Raw genomic sequence first — 21,087 nt, forward strand, 5'->3', positions numbered from 1 at the left:
GGTCACAATGTGCTGAATCTACAATGAGGATGACAAAAGAAATGGTCCAGGCAGATTTGGATGCCCTGCCGGAATCTTACAGAACAAAAGATGTGGATGCCCTGATCATGCGATATGTAAAGAATAACGCCGATGTATCTGCCCTGCGTGGGTATGTGCTGACCGAGCAGCAGTTTCATCGCATCTATTTCTATGTGACACTGGATCAGATCGGAAGCGTGAATGATCGGATGTCATTTATCAATCACAACCTGTTGTTTGATGACTAGTGGCATACTGACGAACTGATTAAATATGTTGCGGACCTGGATTTTAAAACAGCCCTATCCTATGCGGGAAAATATGTGCTTTCAGACCATCCGTTTATCCGCAGATGGGGATATGCCATGTACATGGGAGGACAGACAATGAAAATTGAACATATCGCCATGTATGTCAATGATCTGGAAAAGGCGAGATCCTTCTTTATGCAGTATCTGGGTGCCAGATCAAACGAAGGATATCATAATCCAAAGACAGATTTACGGTCATATTTTCTTAGTTTTGATGACGGTGCCCGCCTCGAGATCATGAATAAGCCGGGAATGAAAGATGAAGAAAAAGCGCAGGCGCGCACCGGATACATTCATTCGCTCTGAGATGTCCAGAGAGCTGTTTCCTTTATATTTGTAGTTCTGAACGATCAGAACCGCAGATCAGAAACGGATAACTTCTGGCTCTGCTGTAAAGCTGCAGATCTCCGCTGTCGCATTCTTCAGGTAGAAGACAGCCGTATTACCGTCACCTGCGGCATACATAGACTTCAGGCTGGGATTGGCATCCAGCATGGACTGCTGTGCCTCTATCCGATCGTCGTGTACTGCCTCTGCGTTCAGGCGGATCCACTTGCCGTCGGCCATCCCACTGATCGCAATCTGCGGATGAGCCAGCATCTGCTTTGCCACCTTCTTCTTCAGACCTGTCTGGATGTACAGTTTTCCTTCAAAAATATTCTGTGCGCCGAACGGGCGAACCTGCGGATTACCTTCCTCATCGACCGTTGCAAGATACCAAACGCCGGCCTTTTTTAAAAACTCAAGTACTTTCTCCATTTCTGCCTCCTTCATGCATTAGCATTTGTCTCAAATATTGTCTCAAATAAATAACCTGTCATTGCCATAGATCCCAGATTGCAGATATTGTTGAAGACCTTTACCTGATTTCCCTCCGTCGCGCCAAGGCAGTAAAGGAGGGGAAGAAAATGATCCGGTGTCGGCGCAGCATAGGACGCATCCTGCAGCTGATCATAACGAATCACAATGTCCTTTTTCGCTGATAGAACTGCATCCGTGATTTCCTTATTAAAGCGCAGTGTCATCGGTGTGCCGCCGTCATTGTCCCATTCCACACGCATCAGGTTATGCACGACATTTCCACTGCCGAAGATCAGGTATCCCTCATCCCTCAGCGCTGTGAGTTTTTTGCCGATCGCATAGCTCTGTGCAGCGGAGAGCCTTCCGTTTACGGAGAGCTGAACCACAGGGATATCGGCCTTTGGAAACATATGTACCAGAACCGTCCATGTGCCGTGCCCGGAGAAAACTACCGGCATTCTTGTACTCATGATGTTTCCCTTCCTGCCATCTAATTTTTTGAAAAAATATCAGATGCGCTTTAAATCGTTGACATAGTCAATTAATTGAAGTAACTTAAGAATATCACATAGAGTGCAATCGTCAATCAGGATTTTTTACAGGACTAAGTCATTTTCAAGTGACTGGATACTGAAAATACAAGCAAGTTAATGAATAACCGCGTAAAGGCCGTGCAGAGTGTTCTCCCAAGTATGCCTTAATCTATCATTATTCCGACAGTGAAGGAGATATGCAGAAATGGAAATAGAACAAATAGAAGAGACGACAAAAAAGCAGGGAAAGGAATTGTTCGGCATCTGTCCTTATGTCACCACGCAGACAGTGCTGCAGGGGAAATGGGCAATTCTAATCCTTTATCAGTTGGAAAATGGTCCAGTGCGCTTCAATGAATTGCTCCGTAGAATTGATATCGCCCAGGGAACACTTTCCAACCAGCTCAAATACCTGGAAAAAGAAGGGATGATCCGCCGCAATGTGTACACGGAAGGCGTACTGCGCGTGGAATATGAGCTGACACCGATCGGAGAGAAATTCAGAACAGTATTGCAGTCGATCGAAAAATGGGGGAATGAATATATCACTTATCTGAAAGCAAAGAATGCATCAACAGATAATGAATAAAGAGTTATGGAGAATAAAAATGTTCATTTTCGATTACATATTCTGATTCTTTGCTGAATGCAGTATATCCGGCTCTTCAAGATTGATCATGCATTCAAGGATTATTCTCAATATTATTTTATCAAGGGAGCCTTAAACACAACTATGGGTAAATTTTACTTCGTCCGGCACGGCCAGACAGTATGGAACGTTGAAAATAAGATCTGCGGCGCAACAGACAGTCCCCTGACAGAGCTGGGGCATGAGCAGGCCAGAGAGACAGGAAGAATCCTGAAGCTGAAGATGGATGCCGGAGAAATCACCATCGATGAAATCCTGACATCACCGCTCAGCCGTGCCTATGATACGGCAAAGGAAATTTCTGTGATGACCGGTGTGCCGATGCGGATCGAGCAAAGGCTCATTGAACAGAATTTCGGCAAATGGGAGGGAACCGCCCGAGACGGAAAAGAGTTTGCCAGAGCAAAGCAGAACTTCTGTGACAGCTTTGACGGCGGCGAATCCATGATGCGAATGGCACAGCGCATCTACAATCTGATTGATGATCTGAAAAGGGATCCGGAGAAGACATATCTGCTCGTTGCACACAACGGCATTTCCAGAATTATCGAGTCATATTTTCATGACATGACGAACGAGGAGTTCGCTTCATTCGGTATCCGCAATGCGCAAGTGCGGGAATATGATTTCTGATGCCTTTATCCGTTCAGTTGTCTCGAAAATCAGCAGATTGCAGATAAGTTGTGCAGAATTGAAATTGTATGTGCACAGTGGATTTCAGAGGTATGCAATGATTATCAACACAGGAAGCCGAACGGATATCCCAGCCTTCTTTTCGGACTGGTTCTATAACCGCATTCGCGAGAGATATGCCCTTGTCAGGAACCCATATAATCCGGTCTCCGTGACAAAATACAGGTTGGACCCGTCAGTTGTGGATGTCATCTCTTTTTGCACAAAAAATCCAATTCCTATGCTGAACAGGATCCATGAACTGGACGCATTCCGCACTTTCTTCATGGTGACCATCACTCCTTACGGGACGGAGATAGAGCCGCATGTTCCGGAAAAGAAGAAGGTTATGAAGGCCTTTGCTGCTCTTTCCCGTTACGCCGGCCGAAGGAGTGTCATCTGGAGGTACGATCCGGTCTTTATTTTCGGAAAATATACGGTTGATTTCCACAAACGGACATTCGCTGAGATGGCTGGGAAATTAAAGCCCTATACCGATCAGTGTGTAGTGAGCTTCCTTGATCTGTATGAAAAGACAAAGCGCAATTTTCCAGAGGCATCGGCAGTTCTGATGTCCGTACAGAATGAGCTGATCGATTCTTTCAATATGACCGCTGAAAGGCTGGGTATGCAGATTCACCTGTGTCTGGAAGACAGATCCCTTGTCAGAAGCCATGTGGATGCAGAAGGGTGTTTTTCTAAGAAGGTCATTGAAAATGCCATAGGAAAGAGACTTCTCGTGCCAACCCATTCCCCTGCACGGCAGGGGTGTTCCTGTCTCCTTGGCGCTGATATTGGCGAGTACAACACCTGCGGACACGGCTGCCTTTATTGCTATGCCAACTACGACCAATCCGCTGTTCTCCATAATATGAGTCAGCATGATCCTTCGTCTCCGCTGTTAATCGGACATCTCACAGAGCATGATATTGTACACACTGCCAAACAGGCGTCCTGGATTGACAGACAGATGAGCATCTTTGACCTTCTCTAGAGCTCCCTCCACACAGCAAAATGATCGTAGATGTAGAACATTAAACATTGATCCTGTGGAATCACGATTGGAAAAGTCGCGGGTAGAAAGATTCTTATACCGGCTCTACGTGGCCCGAAGAGGTACTCATTTTTCAGAATCAATCTGAGAAGGGGTGCCTCTTTTTATATGCGCGCCGGCTTCTAGGTATGCGTGATGGGAGGAAAAGAATATGAGCAAAGTAATCGCAGTAGCAAATACAGTGCTAGTGATGACAGAAAAAGCCGCCTGTTTCAGCAGGCGGCTTGACTGTAATTATGTCAGCAGGTTGTCAAGATCACGCTTGGCGTACAGAGCACGGCGAATTTCCATTGTGTCGCCAATGACAACATAGAATATTGAAAAGTTTCTTACATTGATTCGGTAGTAAGGATGAGGCCTGGTTTTCGATGACGGATAGGGTGCGAAAGCAAGCGGAGTCTCAAGCCGTTTATTGATCGCAATCTCAATATCATCAATCAGACGGAGAGCAGCATCAGGATTATGCAGATGGTTCGCAATATAATCTGTGATCTCATCCAGGTCTTCCTCAAAGAGGGGAAGGAAAGACAGATTATACTTTTGCGTGCTCATTGATTCTTCTCCTTGCTCTGCCGAAAACATCTGAAGCAGAATACCGAACGGTAGTTTGTTCGGCAGCGGCATCAGCCTCATCCAGTTTCTGCTCGATGTTATCTGTGAGTTCGGAGTATTGTTCAATGCTCATGAGCACCATCGTTCCATAACCATTCTTTGTAAGAAACACAGGCGCGTTGGAATTAGTAACTGTTTCCTCAATCTCTGGAAACTTATTTCTGAGATCTGAGACAGGACGAATGTTGATCATAGTGGCACCTCCTTTATAACACTACATTATCATTATTTTATCAGAATCACAATAAAAAACTAAAAGCCAATGGGGCAGATGTCAGAGAAAAATTCATTCTCTGGCATCTGCATTTTTTAAGGAGAATCTGATGGCAAGAAAATCAAGGTACATGGGGTATAAGAACGCAGCGAGAACTATGAGAAATGCACCAGAAGTACCGAAGCGGGGAACCGCGCACGAATCAATCCGCCAGCGGCTCCGGTACTGGTTCGGAGAACAGCGGAAATCAGACGGGAAGCGATACGGAGAATTCTGGGAAACCGGATTCAGGAGAGAATACAGCGTCACCGGAGTCAACTGCGAATCTCGTTGATGAGACGAAAACGAAGCTGACGGAGATGAATTCTCTCGGCTGGTGGCTTCCGATCGTCTATGAGGAGGGCTATACCACAGAAAATACGGTCGTCACGGTCGACGGCGTAGACGTGACCAGTGCACTGACGAAAGTGACGGATGATGGAAGCATTGGCAAACTCGCACTGCAGCGCACGCCGGGGACGATCCGCATCCGCAGTACAGAAGATGCCGATAAGTACGAGACGATCGCTCTGAGTGAAGCGACGACGGAAACGGAAAATACGGACGCGAATGATAAGACCGAGGACGGCGCATGCAAGCTACGCACCGGACGCCATCATGAAGGAAGATGAGAGCGGTACGGTGTCTATTATGTTTAATTACAACACGGAGGACGAGAAGACCTGGTTTGATGGCATCGAGAAGCTCGCGCTGGTGTCCTATGACGAGCAGAAGAGGACGCTCAATGCGGATCTTCAGTTCGACATGAAGAAGAACGTTCTGCATGGCAAGGGCCATGTCGGTGAGCTGGAGATTCCGATGGGACAGACGAATTTTCGGAACAATGGTCGCTATTATGTACGCGTGACGTCGAGTGCAGGCGAGACCACGCTGGTTCCGATCCATGTGGTCAATGAGAAGAAGCCGAAGCTTACACTGAAGGAGACCGCGCAGTCCGGAAAGAATCTGCATTTTGCGGTCAGTGATCTCGTATATGGCATCACTTCGCCAGTGGAGCGTGTCACCCTGAAGACGCCGAATGGCGACATCGAGGAGCTTCAGAAATTTGATGACTGGTATCTGCTGAGTCAGGATCTGTTTGTACTTTACAACGATAAGACAGATCATCTTGCGACGAAGGGAAAGTATACACTGACGATTTATGCAAACGGATTCCAGACCTTCTCGAAGAATGACTGGGATGATTATGTAGACCAGTGCGAAGATGAAAAGACGGAAAATGACCGTATGCTTCCGTATGCGGAATACTGTGAGCGTGGAGAAATCTATGCGAGCCGTCCGGCCGCTGCAAAGGAAGTGCTTGAGGATGGCCTATTAGGTGACATCCAGCAGAGCAGTAGCTTCATTCCGAAGGACGATACCGAGCATGGTACGGAAACCGATCTCAGCCTGAAGGCACAGTATGATGAAGATGCAGAAGTATTTACCGCAACGAAGGATGATGCCGAAAAGTACTATGCTGATGCGACCTTTGAGCTTGAAGGAAGCGGAAGAAGAGACACCGGATGAGACGAGTATCGATATCCGCGTTCGGGCTATACGAAAGGAAAACGGATTTTTCACCAGTGGATATGTCATTCAGTTCAGCTACGACGATGGAGGCGGCATCACTGGATCCGATCTCGAAAAAGCACTGGAAACGTATGTAAAGAGTATTGATTGCGTTACGGTCGGCACGACCGAGTATTCGGCAGCTTCATCTAGCTTCAGCTTCGGAGACGATACGTTCTTACCATTTACCTATGACAGTACCTATGGAAGCCAGAAGGACAGCCTTCTTCTTTCGTTCAGCGGCTTTGATAAGAATGGTGATACCAGCGTCGCCATCAGCGCAGGAGAGAGTTATCCGGAAATTGAATTTGTAATCGATCAGAACGGAAAGCTGAAACAGGCGGCGACGTCTGAAAACACCGGTTCTGAGGAAGTGAAGGCATCGGATGAAGAAGCTGTTTCTGAAGGAGATGTACTTGCGGCCGATGACACGGTAATCTCCAGAAAAGCAGATACAGAGGTGAATACAGCGGCAAAGACAGAGGTAAATGCAGAGGCTGAGGAAAGAGAGACAGGTACTGCGATGAAGACCGAAACCTCAGATGACGCAAATGACGCAGAGGACGAGGGGCAGGAGGAAGATGAAAAGAAAGCGCCTTCAGATGATGCTGAGCAGAAAGATGAAATGATTGCGTCTTCAGCTAAGACGGAGCAGAAGGATGCGAATCCAGAAAACTGAATAAGAATCAGAACCAACACCATCTGGCCTCCCGGAGAAATCCGGGAGGTTTTTATGTAAATTCCTTACCATCGACAGCATCATTTCGTCGTGGGAATGTCCAGATTTCTTCGCACTCGGTGATAAACGCGTGCTGATCTGTTCTCCGCAGGATATGAAGGCGCAGAAGTATGAATTCCATAACGGTCATAATTCTGTATACTTCCTCGGTGATTATGATACAGAAACACATACGTTCGTAAAAGAGGAGGCACGTCCACTGGATTACGGTATGGATTTCTATGCCCCACAGACGACAGAGCTTCCGGATGGTCGTCGTATCATGATTGCATGGATGAAATCCAGTGGCTGAGTGGAGAGCAGGACTTCGATGCAGGTGTTCGCTGGATTCGAGCGCGTTTTTCGATTCCACTGATTCTGGTTTCGATGGGAAGAGATGGAAGCCGTGCGTACTATCAGGATAAAATCGTAGAGGTGAAGCCTTTCCTTCAGCCGACGACGATCGAAACCACCGGTGCCGGTGACACCTTCTGTGCCTGTGTACTGCACTATATCCTGTTGCATGGATTACAGGAGTTAACAGAAACGGATCTCTGGGTGATGCTTCGTTACGCAAATGCGGCAGCATCCATCATCACGACACGAAAGGGCGCACTTCGTGTGATGCCGAAGCCAGAGGAAATCAAGCAGCTTCTGGATAATGCAGCGCTTTAATCACATACCATAAAACATCTGGCCATGCCGTAGTGATGCTACGGCATGGCTTTTCTGATGGAAGCAGGCATATGAAGCGGTGCTTTTTATGTACCGAAAAATAAACGGAAATCCTCTTCACAAAGATTTGAAAAACTGATATAAACAGGAATGTTTGCGTTCATTTCGGGTTATAGCTGAGAGGAATTCATGATGAAAAAGGCAATCAATATGACGGAGGGGCCACTGGCGAAGCAGATTCTCTTCGTGAGTCTGCCACTCGTGATGTCGAACCTGCTTCAGGTGCTGTTTAATATATCGGATGTTGCGATCGTCGGACGCTTCGCGGGCTCGACTGCACTCGGATCGGTAGGCTCGACGAGCATCTTCGTTACACTGTTTACAGGATTTCTGATCGGTCTCGGTGGTGGCATCAATGTGCTGGTTGCGCGCTATTACGGTGCCGGTCGTGCGAAAGACGTGAAAAAGACGGTCGGGTCGTCACTGATCATCAGCCTGATTGCCGGTGTGATCCTCCTGCTCGTCGGACTCTTCGGGTCGCCTGCATTGCTCAAAACCATCAACACGAAGCCGGATCTGCTTCCGGGTGCGGTCATGTACCTCCGGGTCTACTTCCTGGGTATGCCGGCGCTTGCACTGTACAATTACGGTAATGCGGTCTTCAGTGCGATCGGTGATACGAAGAAGCCGCTGATCTTCCTCGCGATCGCGGGCGTGCTGAATGTGATTCTGAATCTGTTCTTCGTCATCGTGTGTCATCTGAGCGTGGTCGGTGTCGCACTTGCGAGTGCGATTTCACAGTGTGTTTCCGCGGGACTGATCCTTCATGCCCTGACGAAGGTGCAGGACAGCTATGCGCTCCACCTGCGGGAGGTGAAGTTCGATCGGACGATCGGGCAGCGTGTGCTGATGCTCGGTGTGCCGGCGGGGCTTCAGAACGCCGTGTTCGCCTTCGCAAATCTGTTCATCCAGGCAGGCGTCAACTCCTTCGATTCGCTGATGGTAAAGGGGAACTCTGCGGCGGCCAATGCAGACAACCTGATCTATGATGCCATGGCCGCCTTCTATATGGCCTGCGCAAGCTTTATGAGCCAGAACTACGGTGCAGGCAAGGTCGATCGCGTGAAAAAGAGCTTCTACATCAGCCTGGCGTATTCCTTCGCCATCGGCCTCGTGCTCGGTGGCAGCCTGCTGCTGTTCGGACGCGAGTTCCTCGCACTGTTTACGACAGAGCCAGCCGTCATCGATGCCGGTATGTACCGAATCGGTGTCATGGGACTCGCCTACTGCATTTCGGCCTTTATGGACTGCACCATCGCCGCCTGCCGCGGCCTCGGTGAGACGGTCGTGCCGACCATCCTCGTCGTGCTCGGCTCCTGTGTGTTCCGTGTGATCTGGGTATATACGATCTTTGCCTACTTCCATACGATCCCGTCCCTGTACCTCCTGTATCCATTCTCCTGGGGACTGACGGCCATCGCAGAAATCATCTATTTCGTCCGCATCTATAAAAAAGCGATGCGGGTCTATCAGCATTAATAGAGAATTGACGAGAGTCGTCCGGACCGTCCCGGGCGGCTCTTTTTCTGTCTTAAGAATTTCGTAAGGGGGTCTGACCCCATAAACTTCAGTTTAGAATCTGTTTAGAAAAATTTAATGGGGTCAGACCCCATTAAATTTCGAGGGGGCAAGAATTAAATATTCATCTGGAAATGACATTCTTAAGAGTTATGCCGATGAAAACCGGGTGGAATGAGAAAAGGCGCTTTGGAAAAGTGACGAAATTACGTAAGTGTAAGCACTTTATGTGACAAATCTGTCATAAACATCGGCAAAATGATGGACAAATTCTAAAGAAATTGTTAAAATACTATAAAGTTAAGAATTTCACAATTCATAATAATTTAAAAATACACAAAATTCGTGATGTTAAAGCCTGCTTGATCGAGGCTTTTTTTGAGCAGTAAGAAAGGATGCGATACAAATGAAGGAATTTTCTTATGTGATTAAGGATGAGATCGGACTGCATGCGAGACCAGCCGGATTACTGGTGAAGGAAGTGAAAAAGTTCGAGAGTGCGGTGACGCTTTCCTGCAAGGGAAAGACCGCAGCTGCCGGAAAGCTGATCGCCATCATGAGCATGGGCGTCAAGCAGGGCGATGAGGTGAACGTGCAGGTCGAGGGTCCGGATGAGGATGCTGCGTTCGAAGCGGTGGAAAAGTTTTTCCAGAATAATCTGTAATTCATCGATCGATATAGAATCTGAGAGGACAGAAAATGGAAAAGTACATCGGAAAGTCCGTTTATAAGGGAACGGCGATCGGTCCGATCAATGTTTTGAAGAAGCGTGATGGCATCGTGAAGCGCCAGCATATCGAGGATGTCGCGGCAGAGCTCGAGCGTCTCGAAGCAGCGAAGGCGCAGGCACAGACCCAGCTGGGCGCGCTCTATGAGAAGGCGCTCCAGGAGGTCGGTGAGGTAAATGCGCAGATCTTCGAGGTGCATCAGATGATGCTCGAGGATGAGGACTACCAGGATGCGATCCACTCGATGATCGAGACGGAGGAGGTCAATGCGGAGTACGCGGTGGCGGTCACTGGCGATAACTTCGCCGAGATCTTCGCGAATATGGACGATGAGTACATGCAGGCGCGTTCCGCGGATGTGAAGGATATCTCGAATCGTCTGATCCGGAACCTGAGTGGTGAGGAGGAGCTCGACTGGGCGCATATGGAACCGTCCATCATCGTGGCAGATGACCTGACACCGAGTGAAACGGTGCAGATGGATAAGCGTAAGATCCTCGCGTTCGTCACCGTCCATGGCTCGACGAACTCCCATACCGCGATCCTCGCGCGTATGATGAATATCCCGGCGCTGATCGGTGTGCCGGTGGAGCTCGACCGTCTCCACTCCGGTACGATGGGTATCGTCGATGGCAAGGATGCCGTGTTCTGCGTGGATCCGGATGAGGCAGCCATCGCTGCTGCACGCGAGATGCAGGCGAGGGCGGCAGAGCAGAAGCGGCTGCTTGCAAACTACAAGGGACGTCCTTCAGTGACGAAGAGCGGCCGTAAAGTAAATGTATATGCGAACATCGGCAGTGTTTCGGATGTAGCATATGTACAGGAAAATGACGCGGAGGGGATCGGCCTGTTCCGGAGTGAGTTCCTGTATCTCGGAAAGACGGCGCTGCCGGACGAAAATGAGCAGTTTAATGCATACCGCCAGGTACTGCAGACGATGGGCGGAAAGAAGGTCATCATCCGAACGCTCGATATCGGTGCGGATAAGAATGTCGATTACCTCGGACTCGGAAAGGAAGATAACCCGGCGATGGGCTATCGTGCGATTCGTATCTGTCTGAAGCAGCCGGAGGTGTTTAAGACACAGCTTCGTGCACTTCTTCGTGCGGCGAAGTATGGAAATCTCGCCATCATGTATCCGATGATCATCTCGACGGACGAGGTGCTTCGGATCAGGGAAATCGTCGCGGAGGTGGCCGCGGAGCTCGAGCGGGAGCAAATCCCGTATGCGATTCCGGAGCAGGGGATCATGATCGAGACCCCGGCAGCGGTGATGATGAGTGCAGAGCTTGCAGAGCTCGTCGACTTCTTCAGTATCGGCACCAACGACCTCACGCAGTACACACTTGCGATTGATCGCCAGAATGAGAAGCTGGACGATTTCTATAATCCACATCATGAGGCGGTTCTTCGGATGATTCAGATGACCATCGATGGCGCGCATAAGGCGGGCAAGTGGGTCGGCATCTGCGGCGAGCTCGGCGCAGATACGACGCTGACGGAGCGCTTCGTCGAGATGGGAATCGATGAGCTGAGCGTCGCACCATCCATGGTGCTCAGCGTGCGCAGTAAGATTTGTGAGATGGAGTAAGGGAGTAGAAATCATGAGAATTTATAGAGCGAAGGACTATCTGGACATGAGCCGTAAGGCCGCAAACATCGTTTCTGCACAGGTGATTATGAAGCCGGACTGTGTACTCGGCCTCGCGACCGGATCCACACCGATCGGCTTATACAAGCAGCTGGTGGAGTGGTATCAGAAGGGTGATCTCGATTTCTCCGAGGTTCGCACCGTGAACCTCGACGAGTATAAGGGGCTGACACGTGACAACGACCAGAGCTACTACTACTTCATGCATGAGAATCTGTTCGATCATGTGAATCTCCCGGTGGAGAGCACACATCTTCCGAACGGCATGGAGATGGATTCCGAGAAGGAGTGCAAGCGCTACTCCGCACTCATTAAGTCCATGGGCGGTATCGATCTGCAGCTCCTCGGCATCGGCCATAACGGACATATCGGTTTCAACGAGCCAGATGAGGCCTTCGATTCGGATGTGCACTGCGTAAATCTTACCGAGTCGACGATCGAAGCCAACAAGCGTTTCTTCGCTTCTGCGGACGACGTTCCGAAGCAGGCATACACGATGGGCATCAAGACCATCATGCAGGCGAAGAAGATCCTCATCGTGGCAAGCGGCGAGGACAAGGCACAGATCGTGCACGATGCGTTCTTCGGTCCGATCACACCGAAGGTTCCGGCATCTGTTTTACAGCTCCATAATGATGTAACCCTCGTTGCGGATGAGGCAGCGCTCAGCAAGGTCGAGCTGTAAAGCACAGAAGAGGGGAGCTGAAAACTATGCTTATAAAGGGTGCAAAGGTATATACAGCGGAGCATCGCTTCGAAACGAAGGATGTCGCTGTGGCCGGTGGCCGATTCACTGCGCAGGGCGGAGATGAGCGGGTGGTCAATGCAGACGGCCTCTACATGATCCCGGGCCTCGTGGATATACACTTCCACGGGTGCATGGGCGCAGATATGTGCGATGGCACGGAAGAGGCGCTGGATGTGATCACGAAGTATGAGGCTTCGATCGGTGTCACGTCCGTGTGTCCGGCGACGATGACCATCGCAAAGGATGAGCTTCTCAAGGTGATGCAGAACGCGGGCGCATATACGTATAAGCGTGGTGCGCATCTCGTCGGTATCAATATGGAGGGACCGTTTATCAGTGCCGCGAAGAAGGGGGCACAGGCTGCGGAGAATATCCTTCGCTGCGACGTGGAGCTCTTCCGACAGCTGCAGAGTGCGGCGAAGGGGCTCATCAAGCTCGTAGATATCGCACCGGAGGAACCGGGCGCGATCGACTTCATCGATCAGGTGAAGGGCGAGGTGGTGGTTTCCATCGCGCATACCATGGCTGATTATGAAGCTGCGAAAACCGCCATCGCGCATGGTGCGTCGCATGTAACACATCTTTACAATGCGATGCCGCCACTCAACCACCGGAATCCGGGCGTGATCGGTGCCGCACGGGATGCGGAGAACGTCCATCCGGAGCTGATCTGTGATGGCGTACATATTCATCCGTCTGTGATCCGTGCGACCTTCGCGATGTTCGGTGCGAAGCGGATGATCCTCATCAGTGACAGCATGCGGGCGACGGGCCTCGAGGATGGTGAGTATACCCTCGGTGGGCAGCCAGTCACTGTGCGGGGCAATCGTGCGACACTGCATGATGGCACGATCGCAGGCTCCGCGACGAATCTGATGGATTGTGTCCGTTTCTGTGTGAAGACCGTCGGCCTTCCGCTGGAGGATGCCATCATGTGCGCAACGGAGAATCCGGCCAGAGAGATCGGTATATACGGTGAGGTCGGAAGCATTGAAACAGGAAAGAAGGCGGACTTCGTGCTGCTGGATAAGGATTTAAATCTTGTAAGTGTCTATATCGACGGAGAGGAGATTTGACAGATGTTCGGACTTTTTAAGAGTAAGGAAAAGGGAAGCATCCTCCACTCACCGTGTAATGGAAAGGTGGTTCCGATCACAGAGGTACCGGATCCGACCTTTGCAGAGAAGATACTCGGTGATGGATTTGCGGTGATTCCGGCAGAGGGTAAGGTATATGCACCGGCCGATGGCGAGATCACCATGGTGTTTGACACACTGCATGCGGTGACGATGACCACGACACAGGGCGTCGAGGTCCTGATTCATATCGGACTCGACACGGTAAACCTGAAGGGCGAGCCGTTCACTGCGCATGTGAAGGCCGGGGATAAGGTGAAGCAGGGAGATCTTCTGATGGATGTGGATCTCGGGAAGATTCAGGCGGCCGGCTTAAACATCATCACACCGGTGCTGATCTGCAATACCGATGATTATAAGGAAATCAGCCTGCAGAAGCAGGGCGAGGTCACACTCGCGGACAGCGTGCTGAAGATTTCCTGATAAGTGTTTAATTTCGAACCTGATTGGAGTAATCCAATTTAGTATATTTTTCTTAAGGAGGGGAAATATGAAGTTTCTTCAAAAGTTGGGTAAAGCGTTAATGCTCCCAGTAGCTGTGCTGCCGATCTGTGGTATCCTGATGGGTATCGGATATCTGCTCTGTCCTGCAACCATGCAGGGTGGTGATATCCAGGGTGCAGCCAACCTGATCGGTCTGTTCCTCGTAAAGGCAGGTGGTGCCTTAATCGATAACATGGCGATCCTTTTCGCAATCGGCGTCGGCGTCGGTATGTCAGATAAGAATGATGGTACCGGTGGAATCGCTGCGCTTGCTTCCTGGCTCATGCTCACTACACTCCTTTCTACAGGATTTGTGACGACCCTGATGCCGTCGATCGCAGAGAGCGAAGTCAAGACCATCGCGTTCAACAAGATTGCAAACCCGTTCATCGGTATCCTCGCCGGTGTGATCGGTTCTACCTGCTACAATAAGTTCAAGGGCACGAAGCTTCCGGACTGGCTCGCTTTCTTCAGTGGTAAGCGTTGCGTAGCGATCGTTGCAGGTGTGGTTTCCATCATCGTATCCGCCGTTCTTCTGTTCGTATGGCCGCTGTTCTTCGGTTTACTCGTAAGCATCGGTGATGCAATCGCGAAGATGGGTGTTGTAGGTGCAGGTATCTATGCATTCCTGAACCGTCTCCTCATCCCGACCGGATTACACCATGCGCTCAACAACGTATTCTGGTTTGATACGATCGGTCTCGGTGATCTTTCTCACTTCTGGGCTGGTGAGACATCTGCAGATGTTTCCTGGAGCCTTGGTATGTACATGTCCGGATTCTTCCCATGTATGATGTTCGGTATTCCGGGTGCTGCACTTGCGATGGTACTGTGCGCGAAGCCTGAGAAGAAGGCTGCCACCATCGGTATCTTACTTTCTGCCGCTGTATGTTCCTTCATCTGTGGCGTTACCGAGCCGTTCGAGTTTGCATTCATGTTCCTCGCACCGGGTCTCTACCTGATCTACGCTGCACTGTATGGCGTATTCACGATCGTTACCGTAGCCCTCGGCTTCCGTGCTGGTTTCTCATTCTCAGCAGGTGCGATGGATCTCCTCTTCTCCGCTTCCCTTCCGGCAGCTGCGAAGACATGGCTGATCATCCCGCTGGGCATCGCTGCATTCCTTGTTTTCTACTTCGTATTCCTGTTTGCGATCAAGAAGTTTGATATCAAGACTCCGGGTCGTGAGGATGATGATGTAGAGGCTGAGAAGAACGTTCAGCTCGCTAGTGATGACTTCACTGCGATTGCAAAGCAGATCCTCGCAGGCTGCGGCGGCAAGGAGAACATCGCAAGCATCGACAACTGTGTCACCAGACTGAGACTTGAGGTGAAGGATATGACCCAGGTTGACGACAAGGCCATCAAGGCTGCAGGCGTTGCCGGTGTCATCAAGCCTGGTAAGACCTCAGTTCAGGTGATCGTCGGCACGAAGGTTCAGTTCGTAGCAGATGCGTTCTCTGAGCTTTGCAAGTAAGCTGAGAACAGGATGAAGTGTTTCGGGATACACTGAAAATCCCACTTTTATGAAAAGCGAAGGGACTGCCGCACGTTATGTGCGGCAGTTTTTCTATGTCCTCTGGCCTTCCTCGCTGCAGACAATTTGAATGTTCAGGTGCTGCCCGGACTAAAAATACTAAAAAAAGAGGAAAGGTTCGGAAAACAGGAGAGGTTTATGGTAGTATAGGGGGCATGAATGTAATCGATGAAATCAAGAAGGAATTTGAAATTCCGGGGGCGTTTGAGAGCTGGGCGCTGTACCGCGAACAGGTGACGGATCTTATTCTGGCAAGTGTTTCACAGCCAGATTTGCTGCAGGAGGCTTCGCCGCAGACCTCGATTCAGGACGTGGAGTGTTCACGGCGGCCAATGCCTACATCGGGCACGAAGGCGACAGGCTCTATCGCGCTGTTCGGGATCGGGCCGGCGAATGACATCGACCTCCGGCGTTTGAGTGAGCGTTTCGAGCGGATCACGCTGATCGATCTGGATCGTGAGGGTATGGAGAGAGGGCTCGTGCGTTATGGGCTGCAGCATTGTCCGAAGGTGGCGCTGTGGGATACTTCCCTTTCTGGGGTGACGATGGAGGATGTGGCGGCTTTTTTCGAGACGCTGTATGATCAGGTGGTGCGAAGCGGTCGAGCGCTTACGGAGGCGGCGTTTATGGAGATGTCGCAGGCGGTGCTGGAGCAGATCCAGCGGAAGGTGTTTGCGACTCGGGAGGTGCTACGGGCGAGGCTTCCGAAGGAGCACTACGATATGGTCGTCAGTGTGGGACTGCACAGTCAGTTCTGGAGTATCCTGAGCTACAGCTGGCTGACGCTCGCGGGGAATGTAGAGGAGCAGATCCTCGGACATGCGATGAATCATGATCCGTTTTTCGAGGCGCTGCGGGCGATCGACGATCAGTTTATCCCGGTGCTGAACGAGGTGATGCTGTCGATGGGCGACCGGGCGATCATCGCGGTCGAGGAGGATGAGGCGCACCCGGTCGAGGGCGCGTTTCAGTCGATGCAGGATATACGGCAGCGCTATCCCGATGTGCAGGAGAAACGGCTTCACTGGCCATTCCGGCCGGAGGAAGGGAAGAGCTACGAGATGCTTTTTCAGATCATCGGACAGACAGAGGTCGAGCACTGAAGTACCGCTCCCGGAGCCGCGGCCAGTGCATGGATGCACTGGGAAATGATCTGAATGATGATTAGATAGGAAGGAAATCCGGAGGCCGAAAACAGGTCGCCAAAGAAAGAAAGGAAATCCGGAGGCCGAAAACAGGCCGCCAAAGAAAGAAAGGAAATTCGGAGGCTGTATGCAGGCATCCGATGGGGAGAAATATGCAGGAAACAGTAAAGAAGAAGAGAAATATCATCGTGATCGCAGTCATCGCGGCGATCATCGTCATCAGCTTCGTCGCGATGCTCGTGATTCGAAAGACCAGTGGTCCGCGGCTCGATGTCGTGGTGCAGTACGGCGATCAGGAGATCCTGCGTGTGCCGCTCTCGAAGGATGCGATGTATAAGATCGAGGATGGGCGGGCCATCGAGGTGCCGAAGGATACGACACTTGCGTCACTTGGTGAGGAGGCGTATCCATCGCAGCATGATGTGAATCTGCTGGAAATCAAGGATGGTGAGGTATGGGTGCCGGAATCGAACTGCTCGAACCAGGTATGTGTATCGATCGGAAAGCTCAGTGGTTCGGACTACGATTTCCCGATCACCTGCCTGCCGCACGGGATCATCGTCGTGATTGAATAGGGCACCGAGGGCCGGAAACAGAAGCGGAGTATGGCTTCTGTTTCCGGCTTTTCTGCATCTTTTCTATACAACATGTTGTATGGTTGTATCCGATATGATAAAATATTATCGGTTTTTTGTAGTACGTGAAAGAAGGAGGGACTATGAAAAAAATCGTAAGTGGTGCGATGGCGCTTTGCCTCGTCGCATCGATGACGGCATGCTCAACCGGAAAGCCTGCAGAGACGACAGCGGCTGCTACGGAAGCTGCGAAGCAGTATGTGGCAGGCACCTACTCGGCATCCGAGGAGGGCTTCGCCGGTAAGGTGACGGTCACCATCACGACCAGTGAGTCGGAGATCACAGATGTAAAGGTCGAGGGACCGAATGAGACCCCGGACAAGGGTGGCGCTGCGATGGAAAAGCTGCAGGGCGAGCTTCTGAAGGCGCAGTCCGCAGAGGTGGACGCGGTCAGTGGTTCGACCGTGACCAGTGACGCCGTAAAGCAGGCGATGGCCGCTGCCATTGAAAAGGCGAAGAGTGGTGATGCGTCCACCGGCTCCGATGAAGCGCTTGCATTCACCGCAGGTACCTATACAGGAACCGGTGTGGGCTATAACGGCCCGACGACCGTGGAGGTTACCTTCGATGACAGTAAGATCACGGATATCAAGATCGTGGATACGAAGGAGACCGCTCATGTAGGTGATACCGCGTTCGAGGTACTCATCCCGCAGATGATCGAGGCAAACGGTACCGGCGTCGATGCCGTGTCCGGTGCGACCTTCTCCTCGAAGGCACTGAAGACCGCAGTCAATGATGCTGCAGAGCAGGCTGGTGCGACCAACCTCGATGCGTTTAAGGCAAACACCCTCGAGGTAAAGGCGCAGGATCCGATCGAGGATACCTGGGATGTGGTTGTTGTCGGTGGCGGCGGAGCCGGTATGGCGGCAGCTGCACAGGCAGCACAGAACGGCGAGAGCGTACTCGTGATCGAGAAGAACGTCGAGGTCGGTGGTAATACCCTCGTATCCGGCGGTCAGTACCAGTCTGTGATGCCGTATCTCGTATGGGATCCAGAGAATCCGGATGCGACGACCGGTATCGGCTTCGATGGCAATGAGTACAACAAGGTGAAGTCCGTACAGGGCTGTATCGATGAGCTGAAGACCATCTACAACTGGTCCGAGGAGCCATTCGATGAGGATTACTACGATACACACGAGTATGTAGCCGGTGATATCGAGGAGCTTTCGAAGCACGGTGTCGTTGCTGAGTATCTCCCGACTCTCCAGGCGCTCAAGAAGGAAATCAAGGCATACCTCGACTGGGCACAGCCGAAGCTCGACGCCGGCACACCGGAGTCCGATCTCACCCTGTTCTCAACGGTAAACCTTCACATCTTCCAGAGCTACTATGGCGGCCTTCGTCAGAGCGCGGATAAGTCCAGCTGGATCTGGGGCGATGTCGATCTCGTTTCCCAGTTCATCAAGGATGGTCAGGATCTGAAGCCATGGCTCGAGTCGATGGGTTCGACCTTCGTCGAAGATACACAGCCGACCCTGATCGGTGCCCTCTGGTACAGAGAGAACCAGTTTATCGGTGCCAATGTTGATACCGATGGTGATGGACAGACCGAGGAGTATGATGGCAGATGGGGCACCTACTTCGTAGCTCCGATGACCTCCTTCCTGAACGCAAACGAGCACAATAAGATCATGACACGTACCACCGCCGAGGAGCTGATCCAGGAGGATGGCCGTGTAACGGGTGTGAAGGCGACGATGTATGATGGTACACCGGTCACTGCACATGCGAAGAAGGGTGTCGTTCTCGCAACCGGTGGTTATGCAGCGAACATCGCAAAGGTCGTAGAGACCAACGAGTACTGGGATCCGGAGTATCTCAATGATAAGACCGAGACCACAAACCGCAGCTCGCTGCAGGGCGACGGTATCACGATGGCCGAGGCTGTCGGCGCCGCAACGACCGGTATGGGCTATACACAGCTGATGCCGATCTCCTGGGTAGACAACGGTGACCTCGCATTCGGCGGCGGTGACTATGCTGTTTACATCAACCCGACGACGGGCAAGCGTTTCGTAGATGAGACCTCTGAGCGTGATGTTCTGTCTCTCGGCGAGTTCAGAAACGGTATCGAGTGGAACGGCCATAAGGGCGTCTTCATCGAGATCGCCAATGCAGCGACCCCGATTCCTGGACCATATCCGTACAAGGATGAGGATGTCGAGGGTCGTCAGTATGTCAGAACCATCGGCGAGATCGCAGATGTGCTGAAGGCAGAGGGCTTCGACACGGATGTCGAGACCATCAAGGCGACCATCGAGGATTACGATCAGGCGATCATCAATGGCACACAGCCACAGGATGTCAGCAAGAAGCAGTTCTCTGCACTGATCGGCGACTGCGAGAAGAACGAGGACGGCTCCTACAAGGCCGACACCTATAACCTCGACGATGCAAAGCTTCGTATCCGCTTCCTCGCTCCGTCGACCCACCATACGATGGGCGGTATCCACGTAGACGTGAAGCGTCACGTACTCGATGCAGACGAGAAGCCGATCGCGGGTCTCTATGCAGCCGGTGAGGTGACTGGTGGTATCCACGGTGGTAACCGTCTCGGCGGTAACGCGATCACGGAGATCTTCGTTTCCGGTCGTACCGCAGCAAACGCTATCAGCGAGGATAACTAATCTGCTGAATGCAGGAAACGATTCTGCGGATCGTCCACGGGGATGGATGGCAGAATGAACAGAAACAGAATATGAAACGATTCAGCCGGCGGTCCTCCGGGCAGCTGGCTGAACAGCTACAAAATACCATGCATGGGCCGCTCCGAAAGGGGCGGCCTTCTTGATTATTCCGCGCATCCATACTATGATGAAGGCTACATTTGTTTTTCGGTAACAGTTCAGCGCTGCCGCCCCTCCGGGGCTCCTGCCTGAACGGTTACATTATTTGAGGTGAGTAGATGAAATGTCCGAAATGTGGTGCTGAGATATCAGATTATGCAAGGCACTGTCCAGCGTGCGGCACGCCGATCGTGAAGATCCGGCCGAAGCGTGTCTGCACGAAATGCGGCGCAGAGGTGCCGGATGATGCGACGGTATGTCCTGGCTGTGGCCGGCCTGTGAAGCGTCGTGAACACCAGCAGCCGCACGGTGCCAATGCAGGCGGCGCGAACGCAGGTGGCGCTGCAGCGATGCATGGCAGCGGCTTTATGGCGCGCATCCGTCAGAGCTGGGTGCGTGATAAGTACGCATGGCTGCAGGCGGTGCTCCCGATCGTACTCGCCTTTCTGTATCATATCAATCTGCTGCAGGATAAGATGTCGTTCAATCTGATGAATACCGCACTGATCTTCGAGGGCCTGATTTTCTTCTTCGGCTATCTCGATGTGAAGGAGATCAGCCAGCGCCCGGAGATGTATGGCGGTGTCGCGTTCAGCAGCCGCTACATGTACCTGAGCTATTTCCTGCCGGTCATGAGCTTTTTCGAGCGACGGCAGCTCCCGGGTATGAAGCGAAACGCGCTCTACCCGATCGTCCACGCCGTGCTCCTCGCGATTTTCGCCATCCTGATGCTCTTTACCTCGGATGAGGTGATGCTCCTCGAGGTCGGCGGCGCACTGTGAG

Annotated in this window: 22 protein-coding genes and 3 pseudogenes; 21 read left to right on the forward strand and 4 right to left on the reverse strand. The window is 51.5% G+C overall.

From position 1 onward, the window contains the following. Positions 1–41 precede the first annotated feature (41 nt). Positions 42–269, forward strand: coding sequence for a hypothetical protein (locus tag ACK8P7_RS06565; protein ID WP_410043421.1), 228 nt, complete (start codon positions 42–44; stop codon positions 267–269). A gap of 138 nt (positions 270–407) precedes the next feature. Then, positions 408–629: pseudogene (locus tag ACK8P7_RS06570) on the forward strand (VOC family protein); the annotation flags it as partial. Between the two features lie 66 nt (positions 630–695). Here ACK8P7_RS06570 and ACK8P7_RS06575 read toward each other — a convergent pair. Next, positions 696–1,091, reverse strand: coding sequence for a pyridoxamine 5'-phosphate oxidase family protein (locus ACK8P7_RS06575; RefSeq protein WP_410043422.1), 396 nt, complete (start codon positions 1,089–1,091; stop codon positions 696–698). A gap of 11 nt (positions 1,092–1,102) precedes the next feature. Further along, positions 1,103–1,603, reverse strand: a complete 501-nt coding sequence (locus ACK8P7_RS06580) for a DODA-type extradiol aromatic ring-opening family dioxygenase (protein WP_410043423.1) — start codon at positions 1,601–1,603, stop codon at positions 1,103–1,105. 268 nt (positions 1,604–1,871) lie between these two features. On the opposite strand from ACK8P7_RS06580, the gene ACK8P7_RS06585 reads away from it, so the two are divergent. From ACK8P7_RS06585 to ACK8P7_RS06595, 3 genes are all read left to right on the forward strand, one after another. Next, positions 1,872–2,255, forward strand: a complete 384-nt coding sequence (locus ACK8P7_RS06585; RefSeq protein ID WP_410043424.1) for a winged helix-turn-helix transcriptional regulator — start codon at positions 1,872–1,874, stop codon at positions 2,253–2,255. A gap of 144 nt (positions 2,256–2,399) precedes the next feature. Further along, positions 2,400–2,948, forward strand: coding sequence for a histidine phosphatase family protein (locus tag ACK8P7_RS06590; RefSeq protein WP_410043469.1), 549 nt, complete (start codon positions 2,400–2,402; stop codon positions 2,946–2,948). A gap of 97 nt (positions 2,949–3,045) precedes the next feature. Beyond that, on the forward strand, positions 3,046–3,981 hold the full coding sequence (locus tag ACK8P7_RS06595; protein WP_410043425.1) for a DUF1848 domain-containing protein: 936 nt from the start codon (positions 3,046–3,048) through the stop codon (positions 3,979–3,981). A gap of 294 nt (positions 3,982–4,275) precedes the next feature. On the opposite strand, the gene ACK8P7_RS06600 is transcribed toward ACK8P7_RS06595, so the two are convergent. Beyond that, complete coding sequence (locus ACK8P7_RS06600) at positions 4,276–4,593, reverse strand: type II toxin-antitoxin system RelE/ParE family toxin (RefSeq protein ID WP_410043426.1); 318 nt, start codon at positions 4,591–4,593, stop codon at positions 4,276–4,278. Continuing rightward, positions 4,574–4,846, reverse strand: a complete 273-nt coding sequence (locus ACK8P7_RS06605) for a type II toxin-antitoxin system Phd/YefM family antitoxin (protein WP_410043427.1) — start codon at positions 4,844–4,846, stop codon at positions 4,574–4,576. Before ACK8P7_RS06605 ends, ACK8P7_RS06600 begins: the two co-directional genes overlap by 20 nt. A 185-nt stretch (positions 4,847–5,031) precedes the next feature. Here ACK8P7_RS06605 and ACK8P7_RS06610 point away from each other — a divergent pair, with 185 nt between their 5' ends. From ACK8P7_RS06610 to ACK8P7_RS06685, 16 genes and pseudogenes are all read left to right on the forward strand, one after another. Beyond that, entirely contained in the window at positions 5,032–5,538 is a 507-nt protein-coding gene (locus ACK8P7_RS06610) for a hypothetical protein (protein WP_410043428.1), read from the forward strand. Next, the gene (locus ACK8P7_RS06615; protein ID WP_410043429.1) at positions 5,477–6,436 is read left to right on the forward strand and encodes a hypothetical protein; all 960 of its coding nucleotides are present in this window, start codon (positions 5,477–5,479) and stop codon (positions 6,434–6,436) included. The genes ACK8P7_RS06610 and ACK8P7_RS06615 overlap by 62 nt, the downstream gene beginning before the upstream one ends. Then, positions 6,333–7,157: a hypothetical protein gene (locus tag ACK8P7_RS06620; RefSeq protein ID WP_410043430.1), complete on the forward strand. Its 825-nt coding sequence runs from the start codon at positions 6,333–6,335 to the stop codon at positions 7,155–7,157. The genes ACK8P7_RS06615 and ACK8P7_RS06620 overlap by 104 nt, the downstream gene beginning before the upstream one ends. Positions 7,158–7,248: 91 nt before the next feature. Further along, positions 7,249–7,500: pseudogene (locus ACK8P7_RS06625) on the forward strand (glycoside hydrolase family 32 protein); the annotation flags it as partial. Beyond that, positions 7,491–7,871: pseudogene (locus tag ACK8P7_RS06630) on the forward strand (carbohydrate kinase family protein); the annotation flags it as partial. The pseudogenes ACK8P7_RS06625 and ACK8P7_RS06630, both read left to right, overlap by 10 nt. A 189-nt stretch (positions 7,872–8,060) precedes the next feature. Beyond that, positions 8,061–9,410: an MATE family efflux transporter gene (locus ACK8P7_RS06635; protein WP_410043431.1), complete on the forward strand. Its 1,350-nt coding sequence runs from the start codon at positions 8,061–8,063 to the stop codon at positions 9,408–9,410. Positions 9,411–9,855: 445 nt separating this feature from the next. Continuing rightward, the gene (locus ACK8P7_RS06640; protein WP_410043432.1) at positions 9,856–10,113 is read left to right on the forward strand and encodes an HPr family phosphocarrier protein; all 258 of its coding nucleotides are present in this window, start codon (positions 9,856–9,858) and stop codon (positions 10,111–10,113) included. 35 nt (positions 10,114–10,148) lie between these two features. After that, a complete protein-coding gene (gene ptsP, locus ACK8P7_RS06645; RefSeq protein WP_410043433.1) occupies positions 10,149–11,768 on the forward strand; it encodes a phosphoenolpyruvate--protein phosphotransferase in 1,620 nt (539 codons plus the stop codon). Between the two features lie 13 nt (positions 11,769–11,781). Next, a complete protein-coding gene (gene nagB / locus ACK8P7_RS06650) occupies positions 11,782–12,513 on the forward strand; it encodes a glucosamine-6-phosphate deaminase (RefSeq protein WP_410043434.1) in 732 nt (243 codons plus the stop codon). A 26-nt stretch (positions 12,514–12,539) separates the two neighbouring features. After that, positions 12,540–13,652 (forward strand): N-acetylglucosamine-6-phosphate deacetylase, encoded by a 1,113-nt coding sequence (nagA, locus tag ACK8P7_RS06655; RefSeq protein WP_410043435.1) that lies wholly within the window; start codon positions 12,540–12,542, stop codon positions 13,650–13,652. Positions 13,653–13,655: 3 nt separating this feature from the next. Then, entirely contained in the window at positions 13,656–14,135 is a 480-nt protein-coding gene (locus tag ACK8P7_RS06660; protein ID WP_410043436.1) for a PTS glucose transporter subunit IIA, read from the forward strand. Between the two features lie 67 nt (positions 14,136–14,202). Beyond that, on the forward strand, positions 14,203–15,672 hold the full coding sequence (locus ACK8P7_RS06665) for a PTS transporter subunit EIIC (RefSeq protein WP_410043437.1): 1,470 nt from the start codon (positions 14,203–14,205) through the stop codon (positions 15,670–15,672). Between the two features lie 215 nt (positions 15,673–15,887). Beyond that, complete coding sequence (locus tag ACK8P7_RS06670; protein WP_410043438.1) at positions 15,888–16,835, forward strand: hypothetical protein; 948 nt, start codon at positions 15,888–15,890, stop codon at positions 16,833–16,835. Between the two features lie 194 nt (positions 16,836–17,029). After that, the gene (locus ACK8P7_RS06675; protein ID WP_410043439.1) at positions 17,030–17,452 is read left to right on the forward strand and encodes a NusG domain II-containing protein; all 423 of its coding nucleotides are present in this window, start codon (positions 17,030–17,032) and stop codon (positions 17,450–17,452) included. 143 nt (positions 17,453–17,595) lie between these two features. Then, the gene (locus ACK8P7_RS06680; protein ID WP_410043440.1) at positions 17,596–20,145 is read left to right on the forward strand and encodes an FAD-dependent oxidoreductase; all 2,550 of its coding nucleotides are present in this window, start codon (positions 17,596–17,598) and stop codon (positions 20,143–20,145) included. Between the two features lie 278 nt (positions 20,146–20,423). Continuing rightward, the gene (locus tag ACK8P7_RS06685; RefSeq protein ID WP_410043441.1) at positions 20,424–21,086 is read left to right on the forward strand and encodes a zinc ribbon domain-containing protein; all 663 of its coding nucleotides are present in this window, start codon (positions 20,424–20,426) and stop codon (positions 21,084–21,086) included. Position 21,087 lies beyond the last annotated feature (1 nt).

It is taken from the genome of Oribacterium sp. P9 (assembly GCF_046365365.1).
Taxonomy (GTDB): Bacteria; Bacillota; Clostridia; order Lachnospirales; family Lachnospiraceae; genus Oribacterium.